Source organism: Variovorax sp. RTB1 (assembly GCF_035018765.1).
GTDB lineage: Bacteria > Pseudomonadota > Gammaproteobacteria > Burkholderiales > Burkholderiaceae_C > Variovorax.
The window spans coordinates 65462-86560 of record NZ_JASJXG010000011.1 but is presented as its reverse complement, the minus strand read 5'-3'; the positions used below and the strand labels follow the sequence as shown (position 1 = coordinate 86560).

26 protein-coding genes and 1 pseudogene are annotated in these 21099 nt (G+C 62.8%); 16 read left to right on the top strand and 11 right to left on the bottom strand.

Annotated features, from left to right (window positions below; genetic code table 11):
* Positions 1–68: 68 nt before the first annotated feature.
* Positions 69–980 (bottom strand): LysR family transcriptional regulator, encoded by a 912-nt coding sequence (locus QN397_RS09960; RefSeq protein WP_323500817.1) that lies wholly within the window; start codon positions 978–980, stop codon positions 69–71.
* 114 nt (positions 981–1094) lie between these two features.
* Here QN397_RS09960 and QN397_RS09955 point away from each other — a divergent pair, with 114 nt between their 5' ends.
* The 5 genes and pseudogenes from QN397_RS09955 (at position 1095) to QN397_RS09935 (ending at position 7294) form a co-directional block, all read left to right on the top strand.
* Complete coding sequence (locus tag QN397_RS09955; RefSeq protein WP_323500816.1) at positions 1095–2084, top strand: tripartite tricarboxylate transporter substrate binding protein; 990 nt, start codon at positions 1095–1097, stop codon at positions 2082–2084.
* A 14-nt stretch (positions 2085–2098) separates the two neighbouring features.
* Positions 2099–4219, top strand: a complete 2121-nt coding sequence (locus tag QN397_RS09950; RefSeq protein ID WP_323500815.1) for an acetate--CoA ligase family protein — start codon at positions 2099–2101, stop codon at positions 4217–4219.
* The gene (locus QN397_RS09945; protein ID WP_323500814.1) at positions 4206–5006 is read left to right on the top strand and encodes an enoyl-CoA hydratase/isomerase family protein; all 801 of its coding nucleotides are present in this window, start codon (positions 4206–4208) and stop codon (positions 5004–5006) included. The genes QN397_RS09950 and QN397_RS09945 overlap by 14 nt, the downstream gene beginning before the upstream one ends.
* 6 nt (positions 5007–5012) lie before the next feature.
* Positions 5013–6450, top strand: a pseudogene (locus QN397_RS09940) (aldehyde dehydrogenase family protein).
* 31 nt (positions 6451–6481) lie between these two features.
* Entirely contained in the window at positions 6482–7294 is an 813-nt protein-coding gene (locus QN397_RS09935) for an enoyl-CoA hydratase (protein WP_323497968.1), read from the top strand.
* A 314-nt stretch (positions 7295–7608) separates the two neighbouring features.
* Here QN397_RS09935 and QN397_RS09930 read toward each other — a convergent pair whose 3' ends face one another.
* From QN397_RS09930 to QN397_RS09920, 3 genes are all read right to left on the bottom strand, one after another.
* Positions 7609–8034, bottom strand: a complete 426-nt coding sequence (locus QN397_RS09930) for a hypothetical protein (protein WP_323500813.1) — start codon at positions 8032–8034, stop codon at positions 7609–7611.
* A gap of 187 nt (positions 8035–8221) precedes the next feature.
* Positions 8222–8389 carry a hypothetical protein gene (locus QN397_RS09925; RefSeq protein ID WP_323497966.1) on the bottom strand — a complete coding sequence of 56 codons (168 nt, stop codon included), beginning with the start codon at positions 8387–8389 and terminating at the stop codon, positions 8222–8224.
* Positions 8390–8522: 133 nt separating this feature from the next.
* A complete protein-coding gene (locus QN397_RS09920; protein WP_323500812.1) occupies positions 8523–8843 on the bottom strand; it encodes a hypothetical protein in 321 nt (106 codons plus the stop codon).
* 296 nt (positions 8844–9139) lie between these two features.
* On the opposite strand from QN397_RS09920, the gene QN397_RS09915 reads away from it, so the two are divergent.
* Positions 9140–10003: a DUF6502 family protein gene (locus tag QN397_RS09915; RefSeq protein WP_323500811.1), complete on the top strand. Its 864-nt coding sequence runs from the start codon at positions 9140–9142 to the stop codon at positions 10001–10003.
* Positions 10004–10059: 56 nt separating this feature from the next.
* Here the strand turns inward: QN397_RS09915 and QN397_RS09910 are convergent, their stop codons facing one another.
* The gene (locus QN397_RS09910) at positions 10060–11127 is read right to left on the bottom strand and encodes a DUF5666 domain-containing protein (protein WP_323497963.1); all 1068 of its coding nucleotides are present in this window, start codon (positions 11125–11127) and stop codon (positions 10060–10062) included.
* A gap of 253 nt (positions 11128–11380) precedes the next feature.
* Positions 11381–12247: a DUF6502 family protein gene (locus QN397_RS09905; RefSeq protein WP_323497962.1), complete on the bottom strand. Its 867-nt coding sequence runs from the start codon at positions 12245–12247 to the stop codon at positions 11381–11383.
* A gap of 487 nt (positions 12248–12734) precedes the next feature.
* Between QN397_RS09905 and QN397_RS09900 the strand changes: the two genes are divergently transcribed.
* The 3 genes from QN397_RS09900 (at position 12735) to QN397_RS09890 (ending at position 14463) form a co-directional block, all read left to right on the top strand.
* Complete coding sequence (locus QN397_RS09900) at positions 12735–12977, top strand: hypothetical protein (RefSeq protein ID WP_323500810.1); 243 nt, start codon at positions 12735–12737, stop codon at positions 12975–12977.
* A gap of 249 nt (positions 12978–13226) precedes the next feature.
* Positions 13227–13715: a hypothetical protein gene (locus QN397_RS09895; protein WP_323500809.1), complete on the top strand. Its 489-nt coding sequence runs from the start codon at positions 13227–13229 to the stop codon at positions 13713–13715.
* 73 nt (positions 13716–13788) lie between these two features.
* Positions 13789–14463 (top strand): response regulator transcription factor, encoded by a 675-nt coding sequence (locus tag QN397_RS09890; protein ID WP_323500808.1) that lies wholly within the window; start codon positions 13789–13791, stop codon positions 14461–14463.
* A gap of 67 nt (positions 14464–14530) precedes the next feature.
* Here the strand turns inward: QN397_RS09890 and QN397_RS09885 are convergent, their stop codons facing one another.
* Positions 14531–14788 carry a hypothetical protein gene (locus QN397_RS09885; protein WP_187052953.1) on the bottom strand — a complete coding sequence of 86 codons (258 nt, stop codon included), beginning with the start codon at positions 14786–14788 and terminating at the stop codon, positions 14531–14533.
* A gap of 144 nt (positions 14789–14932) precedes the next feature.
* On the opposite strand from QN397_RS09885, the gene QN397_RS09880 reads away from it, so the two are divergent.
* Together QN397_RS09880 and QN397_RS09875 are read left to right on the top strand one after the other, a co-directional pair.
* Positions 14933–15361, top strand: coding sequence for a DUF4174 domain-containing protein (locus QN397_RS09880; RefSeq protein ID WP_323500807.1), 429 nt, complete (start codon positions 14933–14935; stop codon positions 15359–15361).
* 243 nt (positions 15362–15604) lie between these two features.
* Positions 15605–15808: a hypothetical protein gene (locus QN397_RS09875; RefSeq protein WP_323497957.1), complete on the top strand. Its 204-nt coding sequence runs from the start codon at positions 15605–15607 to the stop codon at positions 15806–15808.
* Between the two features lie 34 nt (positions 15809–15842).
* Here the strand turns inward: QN397_RS09875 and QN397_RS09870 are convergent, their stop codons facing one another.
* Genes QN397_RS09870 through speB form a run of 3 tightly spaced genes read right to left on the bottom strand, consistent with a single transcriptional unit; the run spans position 15843 to position 17580 of the window.
* Complete coding sequence (locus QN397_RS09870) at positions 15843–16217, bottom strand: glutaredoxin domain-containing protein (protein WP_323500806.1); 375 nt, start codon at positions 16215–16217, stop codon at positions 15843–15845.
* Between the two features lie 34 nt (positions 16218–16251).
* Complete coding sequence (locus tag QN397_RS09865) at positions 16252–16512, bottom strand: hypothetical protein (protein ID WP_323497955.1); 261 nt, start codon at positions 16510–16512, stop codon at positions 16252–16254.
* Between the two features lie 51 nt (positions 16513–16563).
* Positions 16564–17580, bottom strand: coding sequence for an agmatinase (speB, locus tag QN397_RS09860; RefSeq protein WP_323500805.1), 1017 nt, complete (start codon positions 17578–17580; stop codon positions 16564–16566).
* 237 nt (positions 17581–17817) lie between these two features.
* Here speB and QN397_RS09855 point away from each other — a divergent pair, with 237 nt between their 5' ends.
* The 5 genes from QN397_RS09855 to QN397_RS09835 all read left to right on the top strand — a co-directional run bounded on the left by QN397_RS09855 (position 17818) and on the right by QN397_RS09835 (position 20142).
* On the top strand, positions 17818–18210 hold the full coding sequence (locus QN397_RS09855; RefSeq protein WP_323500804.1) for a hypothetical protein: 393 nt from the start codon (positions 17818–17820) through the stop codon (positions 18208–18210).
* Positions 18207–18362 (top strand): hypothetical protein, encoded by a 156-nt coding sequence (locus tag QN397_RS09850; protein ID WP_323497953.1) that lies wholly within the window; start codon positions 18207–18209, stop codon positions 18360–18362. Before QN397_RS09855 ends, QN397_RS09850 begins: the two co-directional genes overlap by 4 nt.
* 107 nt (positions 18363–18469) lie before the next feature.
* Positions 18470–18730 (top strand): hypothetical protein, encoded by a 261-nt coding sequence (locus tag QN397_RS09845; RefSeq protein ID WP_323500803.1) that lies wholly within the window; start codon positions 18470–18472, stop codon positions 18728–18730.
* Between the two features lie 66 nt (positions 18731–18796).
* A complete protein-coding gene (locus QN397_RS09840; RefSeq protein ID WP_323500802.1) occupies positions 18797–19747 on the top strand; it encodes a hypothetical protein in 951 nt (316 codons plus the stop codon).
* Positions 19748–19824: 77 nt separating this feature from the next.
* Positions 19825–20142, top strand: a complete 318-nt coding sequence (locus QN397_RS09835; protein WP_323500801.1) for a hypothetical protein — start codon at positions 19825–19827, stop codon at positions 20140–20142.
* Here the strand turns inward: QN397_RS09835 and QN397_RS09830 are convergent.
* Positions 20136–21098: a glyoxylate/hydroxypyruvate reductase A gene (locus QN397_RS09830; RefSeq protein WP_323500800.1), complete on the bottom strand. Its 963-nt coding sequence runs from the start codon at positions 21096–21098 to the stop codon at positions 20136–20138. The genes QN397_RS09835 and QN397_RS09830 overlap by 7 nt on opposite strands.
* Position 21099: the final 1 nt, after the last annotated feature.

Here is a 21099-nt window from a genome sequence, read left to right as displayed (position 1 = left end):
GGTGACGGACTTACAGTCTATGCTCGAGGTAAGGGCGCGAGCGAAATGAGCCGCGCTTGAACTCACCCTTAAGTATTTAGGGGTCTACGCAGCAGATCACTAGCAATCGATCTCGTACGTGATGCCACCAACCGCCCGCCCTCCGACATTTGTCGATGCCGTGTGAGGCTCAGCGCAATCGTTCGCTTGATCACCGGACTGACCAACTTCACGGCTCCGAGCACACCAGCGTCCAGCTCGCTGCCGACGGCGGTTAGCGGCAGCAAGGTCAGCGCATGGCCACTGGCGGCAACGTCTTTCATTGCAGTCCCGGTGTCGACTTCCATCACGATGTTCAGCGACACAGCGTGGCGCCGCGACAGCAGGTCCAGCGTGGTGCGAAGCCCGTTGGGTGCAGTCGGCAACACCAGCGGCACGCTGCCCAGGTCCTTGAAAGCGAAGTTCTGCGCATCGAGCGCCGGAATGCCGGCCTTGCCCACCAAGTAGGTGTCCAGCTTGCCCAGCACGTCTTCGCCACGCAGCGCCGAAGAGCCGTAACGATTGACCACGATCATGTCGAGGCGGCCGGAGGCAAGTTGCTCGTCGAGCGAGCCGCTGAAGCCTTCGGTGACATGCAGTCGCAAGGCTGGCGCGCGCGCCTGCATGTCTTGCAGCAACAGCGGCAGCAGCTGGCGCGAGAGCGATGGGAGCACGCCGATGTGCACCGTGCCGCTCAGCACACCGGCCGCCTCGTTGGCGAGGGTGTCTAACTGCTGGAACTGTTCGAGCGCGCGTCGCGCTTCGGGGTACATGCGCTGGCCGAAATCGGTCAGCTGCATGCCCCGGCCCGTGCGGTCGAAAAGACGCCGGCCCCATGCGGTCTCGAGCAGGGCGATCTGCCGGCTCATGAGCGACTGCGCAGTGTCGGCCGCAACGGCCGCACGTGACAGCGACTGCACATCGGCCACTTGTACAAACGCCACTAGCTGATTGATCTTCATGGTTTCACTTTAATGCAAACCTGAAATCGCCGAGTTCGTCTTTCCAGAAGTCTGTTGCGGACCTAACCTTGCCGCTCACAAGACCGAACCTTCCCAGAAAGACCGGAGACAAACTTGAACTTCAGACACTTCCTCGCCTTAGGTGCAACCACCTTAGCCGCCACCTCGCTGTTGACTGCGTTCCCCGCCACGGCCCAGGATTCAGCCTATCCAAAACAGCCGATCACGCTCGTGGTCCCGTATCCTGCCGGTGGCCCCACCGACGCCATGGCACGCGTGCTGGGCCAGAAGCTAGGAAACCGCCTGGGACAGCAGGTGATCATCGACAACCGCGGAGGTGCAGGCGGCGGCATTGCGGCCGAGTTGGTTGCGCGCGCGCCCGGCGATGGCTACACGCTCTTCTTCGGCACCACCGGCGCGCTGGCAATCAACCCCAGTCTTTATGCCAAGTTGCGCTACGACCCGGTCAAGGATTTCGTGCCGGTGAGCCTGATGGCCACGACGATGAATGTGCTGGTCACCAGCCCGCAGATCCCCGCGAAGAACCTGAACGAACTGATCGCGCTGGCGAAGGCCAAGCCCGGCGAGCTGACCTACGGCTCCGCCGGCAACGGCACGTCCAACCACCTGTCCGGTGAGTTGTTCCGCTCGACCGCTGACATCCAGATCAATCACATCCCATACAAAGGTTCGGCGCCCGCGCTGGTCGACCTGCTCGGTGGGCGGCTGTCGATGATGTTTGACACCATTGCCCAGCAGACCCAGAACATCGCTGCCGGCAAGGTCCACGCGTTGGCCGTGACGGGTACCCGGCGCTCGCCGCTGCTGCCCAATGTGCCGACCGCGCAGGAAGCAGGGCTGAAGGGCTACGACGTCACGATCTGGTACGGCTTGCTAGCACCCAAAGGAACGCCCGCACCCGTCATCGACCGTCTCAACCGCGAGATGGTGGCGGTCATGTCAACCGATGACATGAAAAAACGCATGGATGCCGACGGCTCCGAGGCCCGCACCACGACGCCCACCGAGTTCGCCGCACTCATCAAGAGCGACACCGCCAAGTGGGCGCCCGTGGTGAAAAACTCCGGCGCCACGCTGAACTGATTGAACTGATCGGCATGAACAGCTTCCTCGACTCCCGCTTGCAGCGTGCCTTCGCACCAAAGGGCATCGCCATCGTCGGTGCCACCGAAGACCGCAACAAGGTCGGCGGCCGGCCGCTGCACTACCTGCAACGCTTCGGCTTCCAGGGTGCGGTTTATCCGATCAACCCGAAGCGGCCGACCGTGCAGGGAATGATCGCCTACCCATCGCTCGACGCACTGCCCAAGGCACCCGACGTGGCCATCGTCGCGGTTGGGCAGGATGCAGTGACCGGCGTGATCGACCAGTGCGCCGCACGCGGCGTCGGCACCGCCATCGTCATGAGTTCTGGCTTCGGCGAGACCGGCGCGGAAGGCGTTTCTCGTCAGGCTGCCCTCGTGGCGCAGGCACAACGGCTCGGCGTCAGGCTGGTCGGACCCAACGCGCAGGGCGTAGCCAACTTCCAGACCGGCGCCGTCATGAACTTCAGCACGATGTTCATGGAGGTTGAGCCGGCCGACGGCCCGGTGGCTATCATCAGCCAGAGCGGGGCGGCAAGCGTCATGCCCTATGCGATGTTGCGCGAGCGCGGTGTGGGCGTGCGTTATCTGGTCGCTTCGGGTAACGACGCGGATGCCTCCGTATGCGAACTGGCGCTGACCGCCGCGGCCGATCCCGAGATTCGCGTCGTCCTGATGTACATCGAGTCGCTTAGCGATCCGCTGATGTTGGCCGAGGTCGCACGTCTGGCCGCCGTGCGGGGTGCTGCGGTCATCGCGCTCAAGGCAGGCCGGAGCGCCCACGGCGCCAAAGCGGCAGCGTCGCACACTGGCGCGATCGTGAACGACGATGTGATGGTCGATGCCTTCTTCGAGCGTCACGGTATCTGGCGTGCGCAGGACGTCCATGGGCTGGTGAACGCCGTCGAGCTCTATCTGGCGGCACCGCCGCGCGTCGCAGGACGTCTGGTCGTGATGAGTCACAGCGGCGCCGTTGGTGTCCTGTGTGCCGATGCGGCGGAGGCGCTCGGACTGCCGTTGGCGGATCTAAGCCCCTCGGTCGTTCAGGCGCTGGCCGGCATAATGCCGAGCTTCGCCACGGCACAAAATCCGGTCGACCTCACCGCCGCGCTCATTACGCAGGGCGGCATGTTTGCCGATACCCTGGGCGCATTGGGGGCCGATCCACAGGCCGATATGTTCCTCATCGGCGTGCCCGTCGCCGGCGAAGGCTATGACGTTGTGGGCATGGCGCGCGAGACGGCGCATTTCGCGGCGTCCAGAGGCAAGCCAACCGTCGTGTCGGCCCCGCAGGCCAGCGTTCGCGAAGCCTTCCACGCAGCGGGCGTGCCCGTGTTCGGCCACGAAACCGATGCAATCGATGCTTTGCATCAATGGAGCCGCCACGGCCTGCTGGTGGCGCAGGCAGCCAAAAGAGTCGCAGCCCCTGCAGCATCGACGCCTGCGCTGCCCAGAGGCAATGCGCCGCTTTTGAGCGAAGCCGACAGCCTGGCGCTGCTGGACAAAGTCGGCATCCCGACGGTGCCGCATCGCCTGTGCCGCAACGCGAATGAAGCCGTCGCTGCCTGGCAGCAGTTCGGTCCGGAAGTCGTCGTCAAGGCGTGCTCGGCGGCCATCCCGCACAAGTCCGAGCATGGCCTGGTGTTCGTCGGACTGACCACGGAGCAACAGGTGCGCAACGCCTGGAATGCCTGCGTCGAGCGCGTCGCCGCGATGAACTTTTCGATGGACGGCGTGATCGTCGCCGAGCGGGTACGCGGACGCCGCGAGTTCGCATTGGGTGTTCGGCAGGACCCGCTCTTCGGCACCGTCGTCATGGTGAGTGATGGCGGCAAGTACGTCGAGGCATTGCGCGACTTCGTGGCGCTGCTGTATCCGTTTTGCGAGAGTGATGTGCTCGCGAAGCTGCAGGATTTGCGCATTGCACCGATCCTGGCCGGTGTGCGCGGCGAAGCGCCGGTGGACCTCGACATCGTTGCACGCACGGCCGTTGCGCTCGGGGCGCTTGCCGCAGCACATGCGGATCGCATCGCATCGATCGACCTCAATCCGCTCATCGTGGGCGAGCAAGGGCAGGGCGGCTGGGCCGTCGATGCAGTGATCGAGCGTCAGGGAGTGAACGATGCAATCCACTGAATCCGTTCTCGTCGAGGTGCACGATCGCCTGGCCGTGGTGCGGATGAATCGGCCGGGGGTCATGAATGCGGTCGATGCATCTTTGCGATCGGCACTCAAAGGCCACCTCTACGCGCTCGATGCAGATGCCTCGGTTGATGCGATCGTGCTGACCGGTGCCGGGGACCGGGCCTTCTGCGGTGGCCAGGACCTCGACGAATCCGCCACCATCGACACGCACACGCTCGCCGACTGGCTCAACCGCCAGCACGCGATGTACCAGGCGGTGCGCGACGTGAACAAACCGATCGTCGCTGCGATCAACGGCACGGCCGTCGGTGCCGGTTTCCAGATGGCGCTGATGTGCGACCTCCGGGTGGCGCATCCGGCCTTGCGCATGGGGCAACCGGAAGTGAAAGCCGGGCTCGCGAGCATCGTGGGTTCCTATCTGATGTCGCTGCAGATCGGGCATTCGCTCAATCAGCAGCTGTCGTTGACCGGCGAACTCATCACCGGCGAGCGGGCCTGGCAGCTCGGACTCATCAACGACCTAGTGGCAGTTGACCAAGTGGTGCTGCGTGCCATGGAACGCGCTCGCGCTTTGGCGGCTTTGCCCGGCGCTGCGTTGCGCACCACGAAACAACGGTTCCGAGAGCGTACGCAGGCCGGTTTCGAGGAAGCCTGCGGCGCCGGCATCCGCTATCAGCTCGAGTGCTACTCGACCGGCGAACCGCAGCGCGTGATGCACGAGTTCCTGGCACGTCGCAACGCGAAGGCGGCGACACCTGACGGCAAACCCGATCACTGATTACCCATGCAACTCCATACCCAGTTGTTCATCGACGGCGCCATAGTCGCCGCGCACGGCAAGACCAACATCGCTATCGTCGACAGTTTTACCGAAAAGCCATTCGCAACTTATCAGACCGCGTCGGCAGGCGATGTCGACGCAGCCGTTACCGCTGCGCGTCGCGCCTTCGAGTCCTGGACCACGACGTCCGTCGAAGACCGCATCGCTGCCGTGCGTCGCATCGGTGGCTTTCTGAACGAGCAGGCCGAAACCCTGACAACCGACATTTCCCGTGAAGTCGGCATGCCGCGCAAGCTGGCAGCGCGCATCCAGGTCGGCGCACCGATCGCAGCTTGGACGCAGTACGCCGACCTGGCTGCCGCATTCGAGTGGGAGACGCGCGTCGGCCATTCGCTGGTGCAGCAGGTGCCGGTCGGTCGTGGCCTGCATCACGCCCTGGAACTATCCGCTGCACCAGATCACCGGCAAGGTCGCGCCTGCGCTCCTGGCAGGCTGCACCATCGTGCTCAAGCCGTCTGAGCTGGCGCCGTCGAGCGCGTTCCTGCTGGCGCACGCCATCGAGCAGGCGGGATTGCTGCCGGGTGTCTTCAATCTCGTCCACGGCACCGGCGCCGACGTCGGTGAGCAACTTGTGCGGCATGCCGAGGTCGATATGGTGTCGTTCACCGGCTCGACCCGCGCCGGCCGCCACATCGCAGCGCTGGCCGGCGCCGACATCAAGCGCGTGGCGCTGGAACTCGGTGGCAAGTCCGCCGCCCTTGTGTTGCACGGTGCGGACCTGTCGACCGCCGTCAAGGTGACGTTGGGCGGCTGCATGCTGAACTCAGGGCAGACTTGCTCGGCGACGACTCGACTGCTGGTGCCGCATACAGATCTTGCGGCGGCCGAGACCATTGCTGCGGGTCTGTTGGACAGCTATCGCATGGGCGATCCCGCCGATGCCACAACGCGCCTCGGTCCGCTCCTTTCCCACGCGCAACAGCTGAAGGTGAAGGCGATGATCGACGTTGCCGTTGCAGCCGGTGCGCGTCGTGTCGGCGAGGCCGTTGGGTTGCCAGCCAGCGGCTTCTTCGTGCCAGCCACGGTGCTCGCCGATGTCACTTAGTCGATGGCGATCGCAAAAGAAGAAGTCTTCGGCCCGGTGCTTGTGCTCATGGGCTACGACACGGTCGATGAAGGCGTTGCGCTCGCCAATGGCACCGACTACGGCCTGGCCGCGACGGTGTGGGGCACACCGTCGCCAGAGACCTTGCGCATTGCACGCCGGCTGCGTGCGGGTCAGGTCGACATCAATGTTGCGCCGTTCAATCCCGCCGCGCCCTTCGGCGGTTTCAAGAAATCGGGTATTGGCCGCGAGAACGGACGCTTGGGCATCGAAGAATTCGTCGAAACGATGTCGATCCAGTTACCCGCCGCGTTTCCTGAATCACAAGCGGCCTAGTTTCCCTGGTCCCATTTATTTCACAGATCCCATGCTTTACGAACAGATTCTTTACGTCGTCGACGGTCCCGTAGCGACCATCACTTTCAATCGCGCCGAGCGCATGAATGCGCTGACCAAGGTGCTCGAGGCCGAGTTGCGCACCGCCATCGAGGAGGCCGGCCGCGACAAGGCGGTGCGCGCCATCGTGCTGACAGGTGCGGGAAGGGCGTTCTGTGCTGGCATGGACATGGAAGAGCTCGAGGTGCTGCCGCCCGAGGACATCCAGGCCGAGCAGTGGATGCGTCCATTCGACATGAACCGCCGCGCCGACTACCAGACGCGCTACACCTATTTCCCGGCGGCACCCAAGCCGATCATCGCCGCCATCAACGGTGCGGCTGCGGGCCTGGGACTGGTGATGGCTCTGTACAGCGACTTCCGGATCGCATCCGACAAGGCGGTGTTCGCGACGGCCTTCGCCAAGCGTGGACTCATTGCGGAGCACGGCATCGCATGGATGCTTCCGCGCATCGTGGGCCATGCAAATGCTACCGACCTGCTGCTGACATCGCGCAAGGTCGACGCGAAAGAAGCACTGGCCATGGGACTGGTCAATCGCGTCGTACACGCGGAGGAGTTGCTGACCGCGGCGCATGCGCTGGCGGTCACGTTGTCGACCGAAGTGTCCGCGCGGTCGGTGCGCGTGATGAAGCGGCAGCTGTGGGAAGCGCCTTACCAGTCGCTCGGCGAAGCGGTGTCGCTGGCCAACGCGGAGATGGTGGAGAGCATTCGTAGCGAGGACTTCACCGAAGGCGTGGCGCATTTTGTGGAGCGTCGGCCGGCGCAGTTCTCTGGGCTTTAGGGGCATAGGGCGACGCGATCAAACAGAATCAACAGGTGACATGCCTGTCGGCCTGCGTCGGCGTTCTTGCACGCTGAGATGCAGAATGACGTCGTGACTCAACCCCTAAAAGTTGCTACGAAGTAACTCTAGGGAATTTTTAAATAGTCAACAAAATCAAAGACTTAGGTGGCGCCTGCTGGGAGTCTCACACTCTCCGCCAGTTAGCCCATAAACACGGGTTTCCAAAGGAAGCCAGGTTCCTACGGCCCGCGTCGTAGGTTGCGCTATCGCTGTCTGGCGCGAACAGTCCACCCGTCACCGGTGGTGCCCTTTCAGCAACGCCCCTTCTTGGCCTGGCCCGGCGGACAGTGGTTGCCGCCACCGCGTTGCTCGTCGTCCCACGACCGACGTTCATCACCCTCCTCACGCCCGCGGCGGCCGTCAGGTCGACGGCGCCACTGGTCTTCCGACCAGCGCCAGCCTCCGTCTCCTGCCACCCAGCGACCCGGTGCATACACGTAGTCAGGTCGTGCAGTTTGCCATTGGCCCGCGCGCCAAACATATTCGCGCTCGTTCCAGGCCCATCTGCCAGGCATCCAAATCCGGCCCGGTGTCGCGCGTGGAACCGGCTCATACCGGGGCGGCGGCGGAGCGATCTGCACGATGCCCGGAACATTGATCTGGACCGAGACCTGTGACAGTGCTGCTGAAGACACAGTGCTGAATGCCAGACAGAACAAGACGGCTTTGAGGCGCATGGTGATTCCTTTGAAGGGACGAAAAGTCGATGACAGTGGTGATGAAACAGTCATCCGTAAAGAAGCTCGCCGAAATCTTGGGAGTTCTCGACCTGCTCGCAGACTGCTTCGAGCGTCATCATGATCGGCCTTCTGAGCAGCAAGGCTTGCAAAGCAGCTCGTGGCAGGCTGCCGTGTCGTATTGCGTTCATCGGCGCAGCAGCCAAACGACACCCAGCAACGTCGCGATCAACAGCAATGCAGCGACGTTGCGTCGCCATGCGCGTGAGTGGAGCTGCTCGGTCTCACGCCGCGTGGCTTCGAGTTCCTCAAGCTGCGAGGGTCGCTTCCAGAAGTCGTCGTTATCCACTTTCATCAACGCCTCCCTTGCTTCTTCTTGTTTTCGCCGAGCATGTGTGTAAAGCGGGTTTTAACTCTTGATTCTTCATTCGTGACTGCATCTTGATTAGCTCGTTCGTCGCGTGAGGGCGCCGCGCCGTTACTTAAAGCTAGACAGGCAGTCGGTACAAAAGAAAAGCCAGCACCGCGATGCACAACGAAGCCACCGCGACGCCGCCGATCCAATACAACCAGCGAGCGCGTGGTGATCCAGTATTAGCTGCGGTTATGGGGCGCGCGCTGACTTGCTGCCAGGCGCTGAAATTTTGGATTCGCTGCCCCTTGCTGGTGTCGCTGACCGTTACCTCGGCGAACTCATTGCCGCATCCTCGGCAATGCGTTGAGTCGATTGCGTTTTGCTTGCCGCAAAATCGGCACTCAACCAGCGGCTTGAGAGCCGTCAAAGGCTCTGGAATTGCAACGGTATTCATTCGTCGACCTCGCGTGCTTTGATCATCTCTGTGGAGCACACGACTTTCTGTCCAGCGAATAAGGCCATCACTTGCGTCCCTCAAAACGGTCATGTGAAAAATTCACATGTTGATCCAAGCCTAAATTCCTTGTGCCCAGGGCGAATGTGGGACGACACCGCATTCTTCTGTCCAGCGACTGTCTGAGCCGATTTGCCCTGCAACATTGGGCCGAGCTACGGCTGCTGGCGGCGGAGATTTCTGAACCGGACCTTAACGATTGCGCAGAAATCGCATAAAGTCCTCGCGTATGAGAATTGTTCGCTTTCGCGTCCTGCGATCGCTCGTTGAGGAAACCGTTGACCGATGAACGCTTAGGCTGGGCGCTTTCGGTCTGTGCGCGCGTCATGCGTCCCTTGATTCGCCTTGCCCTCAATATGGGGGTCAAGCATCGTGACCTCGAAGAGCTGGTGCGCGATCTGCTGCTAGAGGAGGCACGGACATCTTGGCGTGAAAAAGGAGTCGAACCCAACATCAGCCAGTTGTCGATCACCACCGGGCTCAATCGCAAGGCGGTCACGCTCAAGGTCAGGGCACCAGCGGACGCACTGCCGCACACCGACATGTCAGCCGCCTCCAAGACCCTTACGGCGTGGCTTGAGCTCGTAAGCACGTTGCCCGATCTCAAAACACTCCCGGTCACTGCCGCGGAGCCGCTGCTCAGCTTCGAGATGTTGGCCCGACGCTCGAGCCGCGGGAACCACCATCATCGCGCCGTGCTTGACGAGTTGACGCGACTGCATATGGTCGAGGAAAAGGATGGCTGCGCCACGCTAGCAGTCGCTGGCTTCGTGCCCGCCGACGATGTGCGATCCATGCTGGCGTTCCTCGGCGACAACGCACGGGATCATCTGCTCGCCGGCGTCTCGAACACGTTTGGTCGGGCGCCCCAGATGCTGGAGCGGTCGGTTTTCGCTGGCGGCCTCACGCTCGACGATTGCGGTGCGATCCAGCAACTGGCGCGACTGCGATGGGACGCTTTGCATCACGAACTTGCCGGGCTGATGACACAGGCCGTCGATGCGGCCGAAGGCCAAGGCGGTGCTCGGATTCGCGTGGGCGTCTATGCCTATCACGAAGAGCGCGCTGCAACAGCGGCGAAGCCTGCCGCGACCGACTGAGATCGCAGGCGCCTGCGCCATGACCGGCGCCTGGCCGCTGGTTCATCCCGAATTGCTCAGTTGAAAGTCACCGTGTTCGCAAGAAGAACGCCGTTCAGAACCTGTGATCCGGTCACCGTCACCTTGACGCCGTTGCCGAGGTTTCCGGCGATCCCGTTTTGGAAAAGCACGTTCTGATTGCTTGCATCGATGGGCTGTCCGCGGACCTTGAAGTCCGCCGTGCTGGTGAACGCGCCTACCGTGCCAATGAGTGCGAATGAAGACGGGCCGCCCGTGCCGGGGATGTGCCGGATCTTCACCTTCGTTGCCCGCAGCATACCGGCGGAGAAGACGCCTGCGACTTCCAGCTTCACGCCGTTGCCAATGCTCGAACTCGGCCCGCCGGTGATCTGCGCTGCGCCCGCATCGACGGGCACGCCGAGTACCTTCAAGGACGCCAGGCCGGCGTATTCGGTCACCACGCCGTCAAGGGTCGCCGTCTGTCCCGTTGCCTGCGCAAGCGAGTACCACGATTGAATGGCGGTTGCATTCAGCGCACCTGCGCTGGCAAATCCGACCCCGCGAACCCGGACGATCGTTCCATTCGCCAGCGTCGCGGAATCGAGACCACCGGCAAACAAGGCATTGGCGTAGTTCACGTTCAACGTGCCGATCGAGAAGACGCCGGCAACCTTGTCCAGATTTTGCACGGTGCCCGTCAGGATGGGCGCGACTCCGGAAGCGACTCGAGCGATACGCGTGGCGCGCAGCATGCCGGGCGCTGCGGGCAAGCCCCAGACCTGCAAGGTCGATCCGTCCGCAATGCCGGACAGCCCGCTCGCGTCGGCCCAGACGGTCTCCCCGTCCGTGGAAACCGTGGTGCCAAGCAGGCTGAAGGTGCCGCTTGCCAGGTCGATGTTAGACACCGTTCCGCGCAAGTCGGCAGCCGACTCGACCGTCCTTGCCGTGCCCGCGGTGAAGTTGCTGTTGACCGGACCTGTGACCTTGACGCTCATGCCGAGCAGCAGCTCTGGCGCGTCCTGCAAGTTGAACACGGCGCTGTCGGTGTTGTAGCGCACGCCATTGAGGATCACGCTGCCCAAGCCGTCGGTCGAACCGATTCCCGCGGCCGACGCAGAGCTCACGCCTGTTCCTCCTGACCCGACCCCGGAGCCATCATCGCCACCGGCTGCGGCAGCAACTCCTCCGGCGGCGCCGGAAGACGAGGCGCCTCCGGTGTTTGCCGCGCCATCGCCTTGCGCAGCGCCTGAAGCGCCTACGTTCACGGCTGTGCCAGTGCCCGCAATGCCAATGCCGCCTGAGCCCCCGCTGCCACCTCCGCCACACGAGCCGATGAGAAGGGTCAGCGCGAAAAGCACAACGGGCTGCCAAATCTTTTTATTCATCGCGGGGTGCTCCAAGCTGTCGGCTCGTGGGCCGGATTGCATTCGCTACTGGATCTTCTCCGCTATTTTCGGTGAACGCATAGATGCCGACACGAATGCGGGCGCTCTTGTCGTCGCTGTCTGCGTCGACCGCGCGCGTCATTGTGGCTGCAAGCTCACGGTGAAGCACAGACCATCGCGTGCGCACCAACTGTTGGATCGCCTCGCAGGCCTCAGGCGTCAGTCCGCGCGCATAGATTGCGCGCTCAAGCATGGGCGGGTTGTCGTGCAGCACATTCGAGACGGCCGCTGCCAGATGATCGTGGGCGTTGTCTCCGAGCACGACAAGCATGCTGCGCAGATCGGCCAGCGGCACAAAACTCGAAGTCTTCAAGCTCGCCCGGCCGCCTTGTACCGCTACCAAATCCAGCCGGATAAGTTCTTCGAGAATGGCGCGGTGGTGCAGGTTGCCCCGACTGGCGCGACGGGCAATGACTTCAAACGTCAATGAACCATCATCCGCGGAGACTGGAAGCGACTGGAGCGCGGGGTCATCTTCGCGCAGTTGGGCCCAGAGCGTGAGTGTCTTGGCCGCCGCCGACAGTTCGGTATGCGGAGCATCCTTGGCAGGCGTTCGTACTCTGAGCGTGATGGCTTTGCGGTTGAGTCCGGTGGTTACAGACAGCTGGCTAATGTTGGGTTCCACAGCTTGTTCGCGCCACAGATGCGTCCCCTCGTCCAGCAGAAGCTCTGTGAGCAGGCGTTGCAAGTGCGAGTGTTTCAGGCCAAGCGAAAGTGCAAGCCGGATGACTGGACGCAAAACACGCCTGCAAGCGTCCAGCGCGACCACGCCTGCTTCCTGGGTGTTGGCGGCGGTCAACGTGCCTTCATGCACATCACGCACATGTCAGTGACGAACCGCCGTGCGCGACAGCCTGTACAGAGATGCGAACGCGTTGCGCCAACACTTCCACCGACCTGACGGCTCATCCGGCGGAGGTGATGCCAACTTCGGTGCGCGCGCGACCTGACTTTGAAGCAGCGTACGCGCGATTCGGTCAAGGTTCTCGACGCAATGGCGGTCGCCCCGCGCCAGCGCTTGCAGCGATTGCGCATATTCATCGGTGAGTTGTTGCCAGTGTGAAAAGGCAACGCCCATCGACAGACTGTCATCCCTCATGGCGTCTCCGGAGTTAGCAGAAGCGTTATTCCCCAACAATTATGTGACATTGTCACATTGTTGTAAATCAGCCCGAAACAATTCCCAAAACCTACAAGCGACGGCGTAATGTCTCACAAATGGAGTACCAAAGTATCGCAATAGTATGTGACTTCCTCACATTTCACACCTTACTTCGGAGGCCACGATGAAGCATGCGCTGTTTGAACGACCCAATCTGAACGCATTACTGGACAGCGCGACGGATGCAATAGCGAGCGCCATCGCACGGCTGGTGTACGGAGCGCAACAACTACTGGCGCTGGCCGCGTTCGAGCCCGACCTTGCAACACGCGCAGCGGTAGCGCGGAGCAAGACAGTCATCGGGGAACTCGAAGCGGAGCGTCGAGTGGATGACAGTCGGCCTCTTTATCAGCGCGGCCGGTCATGAACGCCTGCGCAGTGAAGCGTGTCCCCGTGCGCTCGGGGTTCCAGGGCATCTTTTCGGCCTGAGCCAAGTGATTCCATGGAACATACGTGGCCCTTTCCGGCATTTGCAGACCCGCTGCGCGCTTACATCGCACCGAATGATTTCGTTGGACTGCTGTGGCTGCGCGATCGGTCGCCAATCCAGGTGTGCGCATTCTGTCGAACAGCAGGTTCTCGCAAGGCGCGGTGCGATGTTTGTGGAACCGTGCACATGCCTCACGAAACGTCGTCGACTACTTCTCCCATCACGGGCGATGAAGGGCAGGGCGCCGTGCCGTTGGTACCGATCGTCCGGGTGATGGCACGCTTGCTGATCGTGCCGTTGCTGCTGTTCACCGCGTTTTGCGTTTGGTACGCGCTGCACCACCGGTCGCAAAGCTACGACTCGCAGCAGGCTCAGTCGGCAGCGCCGGTGTCCATGGCCCAGGAGCCCGTCAATGTGAAAGCCCGAAGCCCTCAAGGCTATGTCGCTCCCGTTGTGGCGTCCGCGCCGTCCGCCTCTCGCAGATCGACTTCCTACAGGCCTTCCGGTGGCGAACGCTCAGCTGGTCTTTGCGCAGGTCGCAATGTGCTGATGCGCGCCGTTTGCATGAACAACATATGCGCTTTACCAAACCATGCCCGGCAGCTGCAGTGCGCGGCAGCGGTGGCGCAGCGTCGCCTCGACGAAGAGCGCCGCAACCCGGTTCTTGCGAACTGAAATGCGAACGGCATGCGTCGCGCAATGACGAGCCTGCTCGGCCCAATGAGAATCTTGCACAGTGGGATGCGCGGTGAATGACAGTTTCGTCGCCGCAGCTGACCCAGTTGCCCGCGTCCCGATCAGGATCGGCATCGCGGACGACCACCCGATTGTGCGAACTGCACTTCGGCACTGGTTGCTGGAACACTCGGATCTCTGCATTGCAGGTGAAGCCGCCGATGGTTTCGAAGCGCTTGAACTCGCCACGCGCAACACACTGGACGTGCTGGTGCTGGATCTCACGATGCCCGGAAGGGACGGCTTCGACATCATCGGATCGCTTCGGTCCAAGGCGCCGGGAATGGCCATTTTGGTGTTCAGTGGCCATCCGGAGGCGCAGTACGCCCGCAAGCTGCTCGAAGAAGGGGCCCATGGGTACCTTCACAAATCCTGCGACCCGGATCAGCTCATCGTTGCGATCCGCCGCGTCGCCAGCGGCCGCAGATACCTGAGTGCAACGCTGGCGCAGCATTTTGCGCGCGAACTGTGCGAGGGGGCCCTGCCACTCCATCAACGCCTGTCCAAACGGGAGTTCCAGATTCTTCTGCTTCTGGCGGCGGGAGACAAGCCGGCCGTGATCGCAAAGAAGCTTCATCTTTCGGCCAGAACCGTCACGCTCTACCGGTCGCGATTGGTGAGAAAGCTAGAGCTGTCGACCAACAGCGACCTGACTTACTTCGCTTTAAAACACGGCTTGCTCGATTAAGGACCGCCATTGATCCATGTGCGGAGCGTGGAATAAGAGTCCGGGATGGTTGCCGATCACCGTGGCGCTAGTCCACTTTGCCCGGTGCCTTCGCTGCCGCCGCTTGGTTGATGGCGACCCGCTTCCAAGTCGCATCCACGTCCCGCACCCAGGCTTCGATGCGTTGCTGGCGAACGCGCTGATCACCCGCAGGTTTGTGCGTGAGCCTTGCCACGTCACCGATGTCGAAGTGGGGCGGCACCTGGCTGTACGGAAAGGGTGGCTCTTTCAGGGAAGCATCCCGGATGGACTGGATTTTTGTGCGGAGGCTGACGGGTTCGTTCATGTGGGCGAGTATGACGGTGCCTGCCGTCGTGTTGTTTCTCGTTCGCGCGCACTTGCGCGATAGTCCGACTCAGGCCTTGAGGCTTGCGCGCTATACCTCACCATCATGAAACCGACATGTTTATCGCCGCTTCCAGAAGGTGCCATGTGGCGAGCCATTGCGTTTGCAATGGTCTTGCCCATTGTTCCGTCGCACGCCGCATCACCCACCGATAACCCGCTGGCCGCCGAACGATGGCAGTCGCGGCCGATCGTGGTTGTCGTTCCGGCCTCCGATCGTGCTCTGCTGCGGCGCGTCGAATCAGCGCTGGAACGCCCCACGACGCGCGCAGCGTTCGTCGAGCGCGAGATGGTTCTCTACACCGTCGAAGCGGGTCAGGGTCGACGAAACGGCTTGGTGATGACGCGCGAGCAGACCCGTTCCCTGCTACGCGCGCTCGAGCTCAATCCGGACGGCCCACCGACCTTCGTGCTGGTCGGCAAGGACGGCGGCGTGAAGCTGGTCAAGGGCAACGACGTCGATCTGGATCAAGTATTTGCAACGATCGATCGCATGCCGATGCGGCAGCGCTGATCGTCCTCCGACCCATGCAGTTACGACCCGCCTACCCAGCCGGTGTGAGGCGGTGATCGGCAATCCGGCGCGGATCAGGTAGACACACACTCAGTGCATGCGCCGAGGCGTTCAAGAAGCAGCAATCGCCTGAACGATCAACGCGCGGTGTTGCTTGATATTCAGAGGCCCGCGGCTATTTGTTCCAGCTTGGAACGTCGGTTGTGGCCTGCGTGCCATGGCCCAGTGCGCCAGAATGACGCGATGAACCGGCTCGCACTCTTTCTTTTCGTCCTGCTGATCGCGGGCTGCGGTACACCGCCCAACCAGGTCATCTCGCTCCGTGACGGCACGTTCCGGGCACCGTTTTACGACCAAGCCATCAGTTATTGCCAGAAGGACGGCTTAACCGCTTCCATTCTGGGCAGAGCACAAGCGGAAAACGGGATTGTGTTCGCCTGCAAATAGTTGAGCGGCCCGGGCTCGAGGGGCAGCCTGAGGTTCAGACCCGGCGGTCCAGCATGCCCTTCAACTCACCGCTGTCGATCAAGGCCTTCAACTCATCGGCGCCGCCGACGAGCACGCCCTTGACGAACACCATCGGAAAGGTCGGCCAGCCGGTCCACATTTTGAGCGCGTTGCGGTCGCGCCATCCGCTCAGGTAGCTGCCGTATTCGAGGTACTTGAATGCCTGCCTGGCCTCGTCCAGCAGCTTGCGTGCCTTCTTCGGATAGGGGTTGATCGCCATGCCGACCACCACGATGTCATTGGCTGCGATGGCGCCCATCACTTCGCGCACGATCCCTTGCCGGCTCTCCGAAATCGCGGTGCGCACAGCGGGATGGATATGGGCTTCATCTAAGACGGGACGCGGCATGAAAGCTTTCTGAGGTTTGCTGAATCGAATGGTTTCAGCGATCGCCCCATGCTAGCCCTCGTAGCCCGGCATCAGGGCGCAGGCGTGCCGTTGATCGCGATTTGCTTGATGGCGAGGGCCCTTCGACCGTGATCGGTGCCTTGCCCGCCGCAACGCAATTGATGTCGCTCCAGGTGTTGATCTCCGCCGGAAATGCGGTGCTGCGGCTGGTGCCGATGGTCTTGCCGCAGAGGTCGATCGGCGCGCTCACGTCGGCAGTCGAAGCCAGTGTGTAGAACTGGACGCCCGAATTCAAGTAGTCGATGAAGTCGAGCGCTGACCTGATGACCTGAAGTTGTGGGCGGTATCAATCCCGATACTGCACGCCCGGCAACACGCACAGCATTTCGAACGCCAGGTTGGCGCCGACCAAAGCGGTCGTGCCGTGCGGATCGTAAGGCGGGGAAATTTCGACCAGATCGGCACCGACGATGTTCAACCCGCGCAGGCCGCGGATGATTTCCATGCCCTGGTGCACGCTCAGGCCACCGATTTCCGGCGTGCCGGTGCCGGGTGCGAAGGCGGGGTCGAGCCCGTCGATGTCGAAACTCAGGTAAACCGGACCCTGGCCTGCCAAGCCCGCAACGCGTTCCTTCACTTCCTTCATCAACGGCGTCAGGCTCTTGTGCCAGCACTCTTCGGCCTGCACCACGCGAAAGCCCTGTTTGCGGCACCAGTCGAAATCGTCGGCGTGGTAGCCGGTGCCGCGCAGGCCGATCTGCACCACGCGGTCGCAGTCGAGCAGGCCTTCTTCGACCGCACGACGAAAGGGTGTGCCATGCGCGATCTTTTCTCCACCCATCGTGTCGTTGACGTCGGCATGCGCATCGACATGCACCACGCCGATCGGGCCGTACTTCTTGTGCATCGCGCGCAGGATCGGCCAGGCGATGGTGTGGTCGCCGCCGATGGTGATGGGCCGGCAGCCGTTGGCGATGATGCGGTCGTAGGCAGCTTCGATACGGTCGATCGAATCGAAGATGTTGTACGCGTTGGTCGCCACGTCGCCTATGTCCGCCACCTGCAGCGAGTCGAAGGGCGCGGCGCGCGTCGCCATGTTGTAAGGGCGCAGCAGCACGGACTCGCTGCGCACCTGGCGCGGCCCGAAACGGGCGCCTGACCGGTTGGAGGTGCCGAGATCGAAAGGCACACCCACGAAGCAGGCGTCCAGCCCATCGCTGGTTTCCTGAATCGGTAATCGCATCATCGACGCGATGCCGGCGAAGCGTGGCACGACGTCGCCGCCGAGCGGCTGGTTGAAGCGGGCGGCCGTGGCCGTGGCCGTGGTGGCAGTGGGCGCGACAGTGGAGGTGGGCGATGACATGGCGGGCTCGGCAGAGGGTTGGGAATCTCTCGGCATGTTAGTGAGATGCCCGCGGCGCGAACAGCAAAAAACTCAGCATCGAGGCGGAGATTTATTGACCATGACGCATCGGCAAGTCATGCGCTGGCGGCGGTCACTTGGCGTTCTCTTGTGCGGCTGCAGGACGGAGTGCCCCGATGTCGAGGAAAAGCGATCTCCTTACATGCCCGCTGGCGTGTCGGGCTTACCGTGTGCGTTGTGTCTTCTCCTCCTTATTCTTCTATCTCCAGGCAGCATTGGCGCTGCATCTTTGCACCAGGCTCACTACTCGGCGGTCTGCTCTTTATCGCGATGGTGCAGCCGGCCACCGCGCAACCCGCGCCAGCGGCAGGGCCCGCCTTGTCCTGCGAGCAGGCCAATAGCAACTACCAGGCAGTCAACGGCGCGCCGGTTCGCGAACCGCGCAGCGTCGAACTGGCCTGGCGCGACGTACAGCGCGTGTGCGGCGCCGCGTCGAGCGCGGAACCGCCGCCGCAGCAGTACGTCGGACCCGCTTCGACCGACCCACGGCCTGTAGCGCCAATGGCGCCGAAGGCACCCGTCACGCCGACTGGGTCGGACCTGTCGCAACAAAGGAGCCCCCTCAAATGAACATGCCCAAAGTGCCTTCCGAAGACGATCCGGCGCAGCTCCCCGTGCAGCCGGAGTTCCCGACGGACGAGGATCCGACGAATCCTCACTCGGACGAGGGTGAGCCCGGCGCTGACGAAAACGCGGCCGGCTTCGTCAAGAAAAAGCTCTAAAACTCTGAATCCATGAGGCGACGCCGAGCGCACCACAAACTGCGCTCTTGAACTCATGCGCCCGAGGCTCTACATTCCGGGCATGTACGAACCGGGGAGCGCATTCGATGAGATTTCTCACTGACACCGACGACGAAGTTTTCGACCTGTTGATCGGCTATGCCGGCAGCAGCGAGATCGTGTCCGAGGTGATGGCCCGCCCGGGGCGCGACAGCGTGAGGCTGCCACAGGTCATCAAGGAAATCGACGAGCTGCTGGCAGCGCGCAAAAGCCAGGCAGCACTTCGCTCGCGAGTGCTCGACGTGCCGCTTGCGATGGCTGGCTCGGCCGCAACGGTGGCCGGCGCGATGGCAGTCGCACCGGTCTAGCCGTCCAGCTTTTCGACCGGCTCGCGCGCCCCGTTTCCTTTTAGCCTCCGCACCCGGCCTCTGCTCATGTCCCTTGCCTGGGCAACCGTCGTTGTCGTCGTGCTTCTGTTGCCGGGCTTCGCGTTCTTCTTCGGGTTCTATCTGCCCGACCAGGTCACGCGCGAGGCGACGCCCATCAGCCCGCTCGGGCAGCTCGCAATCGTCGTCGGCGTGGCTTTTCTCGTGCACGCTGGCTGGTATGTCGCCATCAATGGCTGGCTGTGCCGGTCTGAAATCCTCGGTGCCCGCTGTGTCGCGCTCGACGAGTTCATTCCGCTGCTGCGCATCGACAGCCTGCCGGCGCCGCCCCGGCTGAGCGACACGCCGCAGACGTTGTCGGCCATCCGCGGCACGCTCGCTTCCACCAGCAAGATGGTTGACGACAACGTTGTCCAGATCACGGCGTATTTCTTCGTCGTCACCGTGACCGGCGCGCTGCTCGGGCTGGCCGCCGGCATGGTCATGCAACTGCGGGCGATGCGGCGCTTCGCGCGCCATCGCTGGATGTATTCGCTCAACGAGGGGCGGCGTCATGCAGGCGGCTCGAAGAAGGCGAAGCGGGTCCGGGCCAACGTGTTGACCAAGTCCAGCGACACGAGCGGAGCCGTGCTCATCTACACCGGCGTGGTCGAGGATTTTTTCGTCAAGACCGACGGAACGATCAGCCAGCTGGTGCTCCGGTACCCGAAGAAGGGGCACATCAGGATCGGTGACGCGGGCTCGATGGAAGCGATCGCCGTGCAAGACATCCCGCCGGCCGAGTTGGATGCCGGCCTGAGCTTCCTGTTCTTGACCAGTTCCGACATCGCCAACGTCTTTTTCGTGGCAGAGCCGGTGCTGGAGCATACCGAGCAGGAGATGCAGGAACTGCGGCGACTGAAGGAAGCAAGAGACGCGCAGAACGCCGAAAACGCAGAGGCGAAGCGGCCCGGCGACGCCGTTGTCCATGCGGCTGCCGGCAAAACTGTGGTGCCCTGAAAACGCTTGCACGCAACTCCGTCCAGACGTGCCAAATTACGCAGACACGGCATGCATCGCGGGGCAGAATTCTGTTCATGGTTCTTGCGCAATCACCCTTTTGGCAGCGTCGTAACTGGTGGCTGACCGTGGCTCTCGGCGTCACTGTCACGGCACTGGCCGGCGTGCTGGTGGTTGCTGCACTGCTGACGCCGAACGAAGAAAGCTGGTTGCTGAGCGCTGCGATTCTTTGCGCCCTGCCGTGGTCGCTGGTGCTGTTGACACTGGACCAAGCCCCCGGCTTTGCCGAACGCGCCGGCTTTTTCGTGGTGGGCGGTGTCTGCCTGAACGTGGCGCTGCTCTGGCTCGTCTGGCGCTGTGTGGCCGCATACCGGCGCCGGACTGTTTTTCAGTAGCCCCGGACTGGCTCGTACAGCCCATCGGGCGTCTCGCCCCGCTCGAACTTCGCAATCTGCTTCGCAAAGAAAACAGCGCGTGCGCGCCGTGAAGCCATGGCGCCGACATGCGGCGTGACGAAGATTTTTTCGTGCGCCCAGGCCGGATGGTCTGATCGCAACGGCTCCTCTTCGAACACGTCGATGAAGGCGCCGCACAGGTGCGACGCATCGAGCGCCGCGGCCAGCTCGTCGTAGCGCAGATGCGACCCGCGGCCGACGTGGACCAGGCCCGCACCTTTGGGCAACAGGGCGAACGTTTTCGCGCTGAGGATGCCTTCGGTTTCAGGCGTCGCCGGCAGCAGGCAGACCAGCACATCGCAGCGCTCGAAAAAGGCTGGCAGCTCATCGTCACCCGCATGGGATTCGATGCCGTCGAGCACCTTGCGGCTGCGTGACCAGCCGATCACCTCGAAGCCCAGCCCTCGCACCATTTGCGCCGTGTGCGCGCCCATCGCGCCGAGCCCGAGTATGCCGACGCAGGTGTCGGTCGCGGTGCGCTCGGTCGCGAACATGTCCCATCGATGCACGGCCTGCTGCCGCACCATGCGCTTCAAGTCGCGCAGCAACGCCAGCACGGCCATGCAAACGTACTCACTCATACGCTGCGACGCTTCGGGCGTGGCAGCGCGGAGCAGCGGCAAGTGGCGGGGCCAGGCAGGGTCGGCGGTGATGTGCTCGACGCCGGCGGCGCTGCTGAGCGCCAGCCGCAGATTCGGCATCGCAGCCAGGCGGCCCGGCTCCGGCTCCCAGACCAGCGCGTAGTCGACTTGCTCCGGCGACACCGATGCGTCGTCCCACCAGCGCACGTCGATGTGCGGCGCAACGGCTTGAAAGTGCCTGCGCCATTCGGCTACCGCTGCTTCGCCGCCGGACTTGACGACGAGGACGCGCTTCGCTTCGTAACCTGCTGCCATG

Excerpts from the sequence above, each read along its gene's own strand:
- QN397_RS09950 (WP_323500815.1), top strand. The coding sequence starts at position 2,099 with ATGAACAGCTTCCTCGACTCCCGCTTGCAGCGTGCCTTCGCACCAAAG.
- QN397_RS09875 (WP_323497957.1), top strand. The coding sequence starts at position 15,605 with ATGAACCGGCTCGCACTCTTTCTTTTCGTCCTGCTGATCGCGGGCTGC.
- QN397_RS09870 (WP_323500806.1), bottom strand. The coding sequence starts at position 16,217 with ATGCCGCGTCCCGTCTTAGATGAAGCCCATATCCATCCCGCTGTGCGC.
- QN397_RS09835 (WP_323500801.1), top strand. The coding sequence starts at position 19,825 with ATGGTTCTTGCGCAATCACCCTTTTGGCAGCGTCGTAACTGGTGGCTG.
- QN397_RS09930 (WP_323500813.1), bottom strand. The coding sequence starts at position 8,034 with ATGCGCCTCAAAGCCGTCTTGTTCTGTCTGGCATTCAGCACTGTGTCT.
- QN397_RS09945 (WP_323500814.1), top strand. The coding sequence starts at position 4,206 with ATGCAATCCACTGAATCCGTTCTCGTCGAGGTGCACGATCGCCTGGCC.
- QN397_RS09850 (WP_323497953.1), top strand. The coding sequence starts at position 18,207 with ATGAACATGCCCAAAGTGCCTTCCGAAGACGATCCGGCGCAGCTCCCC.
- QN397_RS09895 (WP_323500809.1), top strand. The coding sequence starts at position 13,227 with ATGCCTCACGAAACGTCGTCGACTACTTCTCCCATCACGGGCGATGAA.
- QN397_RS09840 (WP_323500802.1), top strand. The coding sequence starts at position 18,797 with ATGTCCCTTGCCTGGGCAACCGTCGTTGTCGTCGTGCTTCTGTTGCCG.
- speB (WP_323500805.1), bottom strand. The coding sequence starts at position 17,580 with ATGTCATCGCCCACCTCCACTGTCGCGCCCACTGCCACCACGGCCACG.
- QN397_RS09920 (WP_323500812.1), bottom strand. The coding sequence starts at position 8,843 with ATGAATACCGTTGCAATTCCAGAGCCTTTGACGGCTCTCAAGCCGCTG.
- QN397_RS09935 (WP_323497968.1), top strand. The coding sequence starts at position 6,482 with ATGCTTTACGAACAGATTCTTTACGTCGTCGACGGTCCCGTAGCGACC.
- QN397_RS09830 (WP_323500800.1), bottom strand. The coding sequence starts at position 21,098 with ATGGCAGCAGGTTACGAAGCGAAGCGCGTCCTCGTCGTCAAGTCCGGC.
- QN397_RS09885 (WP_187052953.1), bottom strand. The coding sequence starts at position 14,788 with ATGAACGAACCCGTCAGCCTCCGCACAAAAATCCAGTCCATCCGGGAT.
- QN397_RS09845 (WP_323500803.1), top strand. The coding sequence starts at position 18,470 with ATGAGATTTCTCACTGACACCGACGACGAAGTTTTCGACCTGTTGATC.
- QN397_RS09880 (WP_323500807.1), top strand. The coding sequence starts at position 14,933 with ATGTGGCGAGCCATTGCGTTTGCAATGGTCTTGCCCATTGTTCCGTCG.
- QN397_RS09900 (WP_323500810.1), top strand. The coding sequence starts at position 12,735 with ATGAAGCATGCGCTGTTTGAACGACCCAATCTGAACGCATTACTGGAC.
- QN397_RS09925 (WP_323497966.1), bottom strand. The coding sequence starts at position 8,389 with ATGAAAGTGGATAACGACGACTTCTGGAAGCGACCCTCGCAGCTTGAG.
- QN397_RS09960 (WP_323500817.1), bottom strand. The coding sequence starts at position 980 with ATGAAGATCAATCAGCTAGTGGCGTTTGTACAAGTGGCCGATGTGCAG.